The 5759-nt window shown below is 52.8% G+C and carries 3 protein-coding genes; all 3 read right to left on the bottom strand.

The genetic code is table 11. From position 1 onward, the window contains the following. Positions 1–290: 290 nt before the first annotated feature. From J1785_RS04095 to J1785_RS04085, 3 genes are read right to left on the bottom strand one after another with little or no spacing between them, the layout of a single operon-like run. Positions 291–1334, bottom strand: coding sequence for an AI-2E family transporter (locus J1785_RS04095; protein ID WP_129951845.1), 1044 nt, complete (start codon positions 1332–1334; stop codon positions 291–293). A 28-nt stretch (positions 1335–1362) separates the two neighbouring features. Next, entirely contained in the window at positions 1363–4458 is a 3096-nt protein-coding gene (locus J1785_RS04090; RefSeq protein WP_217218870.1) for an efflux RND transporter permease subunit, read from the bottom strand. 9 nt (positions 4459–4467) lie between these two features. After that, positions 4468–5607 carry an efflux RND transporter periplasmic adaptor subunit gene (locus tag J1785_RS04085; RefSeq protein ID WP_217218869.1) on the bottom strand — a complete coding sequence of 380 codons (1140 nt, stop codon included), beginning with the start codon at positions 5605–5607 and terminating at the stop codon, positions 4468–4470. Positions 5608–5759 lie beyond the last annotated feature (152 nt).

The raw sequence follows: 5759 nt of genomic DNA, 5'->3' as shown, positions 1-5759 counted from the left end.
ATTGATGATATTTCAGCAACGCCCATCAGCCGGCAGATTAAAGACGACCTGCAGATGATTTACAAAAATTACAGCTAAATCTGCGAACATCTTGAATGCCCTGATCATTCAGGGCATTTTTACGTGACGGCATTCTTTCTCACTTTTTTAAATATTTTCCCTGTATTCTCCGTCTCCCGCCAGGTTGTACTTTAACTGCAGAAATCTGCAACGGACGTCATGGCACGCCTGTACCCCTACCCTCATGGCAGAACAGTGAATGCGCTCGCTCATCATTTCGAAGAGAAAAGCTAACTTTTGCGTTCTGCGGGACAATCACCCAGAAGCACAGTAATTTTGTGGCCTGCCGCTGTGGCTTCAAGCGCTATCCTGAGCACAATCGTCAGTGGCACCGAAAGCAACATGCCAACCGGCCCCATCAGCCATCCCCAGAAGATCAACGACATAAAGACCACGAGTGTCGATAAACCTAATCCGCGCCCCAAAATTTTCGGATCAATAATACTGCCGAAAACCAGATTGATCAGGATATATCCCCCCGTTAGGATCAATCCTTCAGTGGAACCATTAAACAGAAAGGCCTGAATGATCGGCGGGATAGCCGCGATAAAAGAACCTATGTTGGGAATGTAATTAAGGGCAAAAGCCAGCATCCCCCACAGAAAAGCAAAACGAATGCCGGTAACCGCCAGTAAGGCCCAAACAGCCAGCCCCGTTACCACACTGATCAGTGTTTTGATCACCAGATAGCGTGTCACACTGTCCAGCGCACGCTGAACATTCGCCATGCCTTTGTCCGGGTCATCTGACATTTGTTCCACTTTGTAGGGCAGTTGCGGGACTTCAAGCAGCATGAATGCAACGGTCATCAGCAGTAAGAACAACCCCGCCATCGCATTGGACAAATAGCTGATCAACTTACTGACCAGATTCAGCGTCGCCGCGGGATCAATGTATCCGGCCAGTTGTTCGGAGGATAGCGTCAGCCCGCTTTGCGGAAACCAGGCTTCGATATCACTGAGTTTCTCAACTAACAGTCCGCGATATTGTGGCAATGTACGGGCAAACTCATTGAGTGTCACCAGCAGTTTGGTCGTGAGGAAAACCATCATGCAAATTACCAATGTCGCCACCAGCAAAACAGCCAATGCCCTGGGCACTCGCCATTTCTCCAGCAAGACAATCAGCGGATTCAATACGAAAGCCAGAAAAAGCGCCAGAATAAAGGGCACGATAATATCTGCCGCGGATTTAATTCCCGCGAAGATAACTACCAGCATTGCCATCATTACAACAGCTTTCAGGCCCTGAGTTGTTACGATCATTTTACGCACATCTTTCTCCTGAAACTGGCCGGATCCTTTAGCGAGATTTCACCCACTCACGCAGACGCTGGATATGTACGTACAGTGCCGGAATAAATAAGATCCCTGCCGTCGTGGATAACAACATCCCACTGAACACCGTTACGCCGATGATATGGCGACTCATGGCTCCGGCACCGGATGCCATGACCAGCGGTAACACCCCAAGAATAAATGAAATTGCGGTCATCATTACCGCACGGAAACGCTGTTTTGCCCCATCCTGAGCCGCGTCATGTACCGACGCCCCCTCTTCTCTTCTGGATTTCGAGAACTCAACGATCAGAATGGCATTCTTCGCTGCGAGCCCTATGAGCAAGACCATGCCGATCTGAGCGTAGACATCGTTGCTTAGTCCTGCTACATGCAGGCCGGCGATTGCGCCAAACACCGCAAATATCACGGAAATCATGACAATAAGAGGAATGCTCCAGCTTTCGTATTGCGCCACCAGGAACAAATACGCAAACAGCAATGCAGCCGCATAGATAAGAATGGCCTGGCCGCCAGCCTGTATTTCCTGCAATGACATGCCGGTCCATTCATAAGCGTAACCCGCAGGTAATGTCCCGTTCAGGATATGTTCCATCTGTGCCATAGCTTCACCGGAGCTGATACCGGGTGCTGCCGAGCCGCTGATCGCCAGGGAAGGAAACTGGTTATATTGGGTAATAAATGGCGCACCCAACGATGGTGTCAGTTCAACCATCTTCGCAAGGCTGACCAGTGAGCCGTTGTCGCTGCGTACCGTCAGTGCAGATATCTGGTCTGCACGTTGGCGGTCTTCCATTTCATTTTGCATCTGCACATTAAACAGACGGTTATTAATGATGAAATCGCTGACGTTAACCCCGCCTAGTGACGTCTGTAACGTACCGAAGATACGGCTGACCGGCACCTGCATCAACGCTGCACGGTCGCGGTCCACACTCAGGGCAATTTCCGGTACGGACGCACTGAAGGTGGTAAATACGCGGCTCAGGCTGGGATCCTGATTAGCGGCCTGGATCAGCGCCTGCCCTGTGGCAGCCAGTTCTTGCGGGGATTGCCCCTGTAATGCCTGCAAACGCAAATCCAGCCCTGATGCTGTACCTAATCCGGAAATCGCGGGCGGATTTATGGCCATAATTATCGCAGAAGGAATGCCGGCCATCGCCGGTTGCAGCCGCCCGATCACCTGATCCACACGGCTACGCTCGTCCCATGGCTTGAGCAATACAATACCAAAGGCGGCATTTGGCGAGCTCCCGCCGCTCAGCAGGCTGAAGCCACTGATAGCGATCACATCCTCGACCGCCGGGTCTTTCTGCATAATCTGCTGCATTTGTTCAAGCACAACATCGGTACGGTTTAATGATGCGCCATCAGGTAACTGTACATTCACAAAGAAGTAGCCCTGATCTTCATCTGGCAGAAAGGATTTTGGCAAACTGCTGTAGCCCCATACGCTGGCTCCGCCGATCAGACAAACCGTCACAATGCTGGTAAACACATTTTTGCTGATCCCCCTTGTAGCTTTCACATACACGTTACGGACGTGCTCCAACCCGAGATTGAACCCGCGAAAAACACGTGCCGGTTTGTCCGGGCGCGGTTTCAGCAGGGATGCACAAAGCGCAGGGGTCAGAGTCAGCGCGTTGATACTCGATAAAACGACGGCTGCTGACAGCGTGACAGCAAACTGACGATACAGTGCGCCGGTAATCCCTGGCAGAACGGCAACCGGAACGAACACCGCCAGCAATACCACGGTAGTCGCGATGATCGGCCCGGCGATCTGCTTCAGGGCTTCACGGGTTGCAGCCACACGCCCGAGCGACGGATCTTCCATCATCAGACGCTCCACGTTTTCCACCATCACGATGGCATCATCGACCACGACTGTCAGCGCCAGAATAATGGCAAACAAGCTGAGAGTATTGGCGGAATAGCCAAAGGCATAAAGCACGGCAAAGGTGCCCAGCAAAGAAACAGGAATGGTCAGTGCCACGATAAATGTCGCCCGTGCACTTTGCAGAAACAGGTAAACAACCGACAGCACGACGATAAAGGTCAGCACCAGTGAAACGGTAATTTCATCGAGCGTAGCACTGACAAAACGGGTCGAGTCGAATTTGATTTCATAAGTCAGATCATCAGGGAAATTGCGCACCTGACGCGACATTTCCTCACGCACCGCGTCCGCCACACTCAGCGCATTCGCTCCCGGCGCGGGGTATACCGAGAGAAAAGCTGACGGTGTCTGGTTCAGTGTCGCATTCACCTGATAATCCTGCGCGCCCAGCTCAATACGGGCGACATCGCGCAAACGCACCGTACCGCCATGCGCGTTTTTACGCACAATAATATTGCCGAACTCCTGCGCTGAACTCAGACGCCCTGCCCCGCTGATCGTCAGGGTTTGCTGTTGCATTGACGGGCTCGGTGATGCGCCAATCTGCCCGGCCGCAGCCTGCACATTCTGATTATTAATCGCGGCGCTAATTTCCATACTGCTGACATCCAGCGCTTCCATTTTGCGCGGATCCAGCCAGATACGCATGCTGTAGTCACGCGAACCAAAAACCCGAACATCACCTACGCCATCAACACGCGCCAGCGCATCACGCAACTGAATGCTGGCAAAGTTGCTGATGAATAACATGTCATGGGTTTTCTCCGGTGAAAGGAGGCTGATACCCATCAGTATATTGGAAGCCTGTTTGCGCACCGACACGCCCGTATTCAGCACTTCTGGCGGAAGACGGGAGCTGACCTGTGAAATACGATTTTGTACTTCGACGGCTGCCGTATCCGGATCAGTACCGCTGGCGAAGGTAATAGTCAGCGTGTAGCTGCCGTTATTGCCGCTGTTCGATGACATATAAAGCATGTTACTGACACCGTTGACCTGTGCCTCGATCGGCGCAGCAACAGACTCCGCGACGTCCCGTGCACTCGCACCGGGATAAATCGCACTGACTGACACCACCGGTGGCGTAATATCCGGATATTGCTCAACCGGGATAACCTTCAGGGCGACGGCACCGATCAGCGCCGTCACCAGCGCAATAACCACTGCAAAACGGGGTCTTTTGATAAATTTCTGGAGCATCGTTGTTCCTTAACGTTTTTTCGCGGCCATATCCGGGGCTTCGGTTGCCCGTGCGTTCACTTCCATTCCTGGCCGGATCCATTGCTGGCCTTCGGTCACGACTTTTTCTCCGCCCTGCAAGCCCTCTATGACGAAATAACCGTGTCCGATCTGCGCGCCAAGCCTCACCAGCCGCGCTTCTACGCGCTGCCCGGCATTGACCAGCAAAACAAAATGCCCTGTCGCATTTTGCTGCACAGCCTGCGCAGGTAATACCGGCAGTGAATGTCCGGAACGCGGCTTTGCCGCTACATTCACAGTGCCCCCCGGCAGCAAACGATGATCAGGATTTGCTACGGTCAGCCTGACCGGTAAAGTGCCTGTTTGCACATCAATACGGTTACCGATGGATTCCAGCGCCGGCGCTTTCATGTAAGGCGAACCGTCAGATAAACGCAGAGAAAGCATCATGTTATCGGCCATGAAGGCGTCCTGCAGCGTGCCACTGCTGTGGCTGGCACTGAGAACATCACGTTCGTTCACTGAAATCACTACGCGCACCGGATCAAGCTGCACGATCTCCGTGAGCACACCGCTGGCCGGATTCACCAGGCTTCCGGTATGAAAATGGCTTACGCCGATACGCCCTGAAATGGGGGCCGTAATGCGGGTGTAGCTCAGTTGTAGTTCCTGAGTTTTCAGCGCTGCCTGCGCCTGTGTGACGGCTGCACGGGCAGTATCACGCGCGGCCAGCGCAGCATCAACGTCTGACTGACTGACGGTCCGCGCATCACCGAGACGCTGTATACGGTTCAGATGGGTCTGGGCATGACGCGCGGTGGCATTGGCACTGTCTAACCGGGCTTTGGCCTGCGCGACAGCCGCCTGATGCAAAGCGGGTTCTATTTCATACAAAACGTCGCCTGCATTCACAAACTGCCCTTCCTCAAAGGCACGACGGGCAATAAAGCCTTCGGTACGGCTGGTCACATTGACGGCCTGAACAGCTTCAAGGCGACCCAGGTATGTGCGGCTGACGCCATCAGGTTGGGTAGCAATTGTCACTGTTGTCACCGCTGGCAGAAGTTGCGCAGCCGCACCGGTCAGGGGGAATGATAAGAGGGTCAGCAGTACAGGCACTGCCATAAAACGACGCATTGCAGGAAACATAAAGTCACTCTCCATGTGATGTCGGACGTGGCACCTTTAATTCAGCGAAAATGCACACACCGGCAACATCAGATAATAATCTATAAAAAAATTCCTAATCAGAATTATTGAGGATTATAAATATTGTCTGATATCACAAGCTGATCTCGATC

The organism is Rahnella perminowiae (genome assembly GCF_019049755.1).
Classification (GTDB): domain Bacteria; phylum Pseudomonadota; class Gammaproteobacteria; order Enterobacterales; family Enterobacteriaceae; genus Rahnella; species Rahnella perminowiae.
The sequence above is the reverse complement of the archived record's forward strand: the minus strand, read 5'-3'. Positions and strand labels throughout refer to the sequence as shown.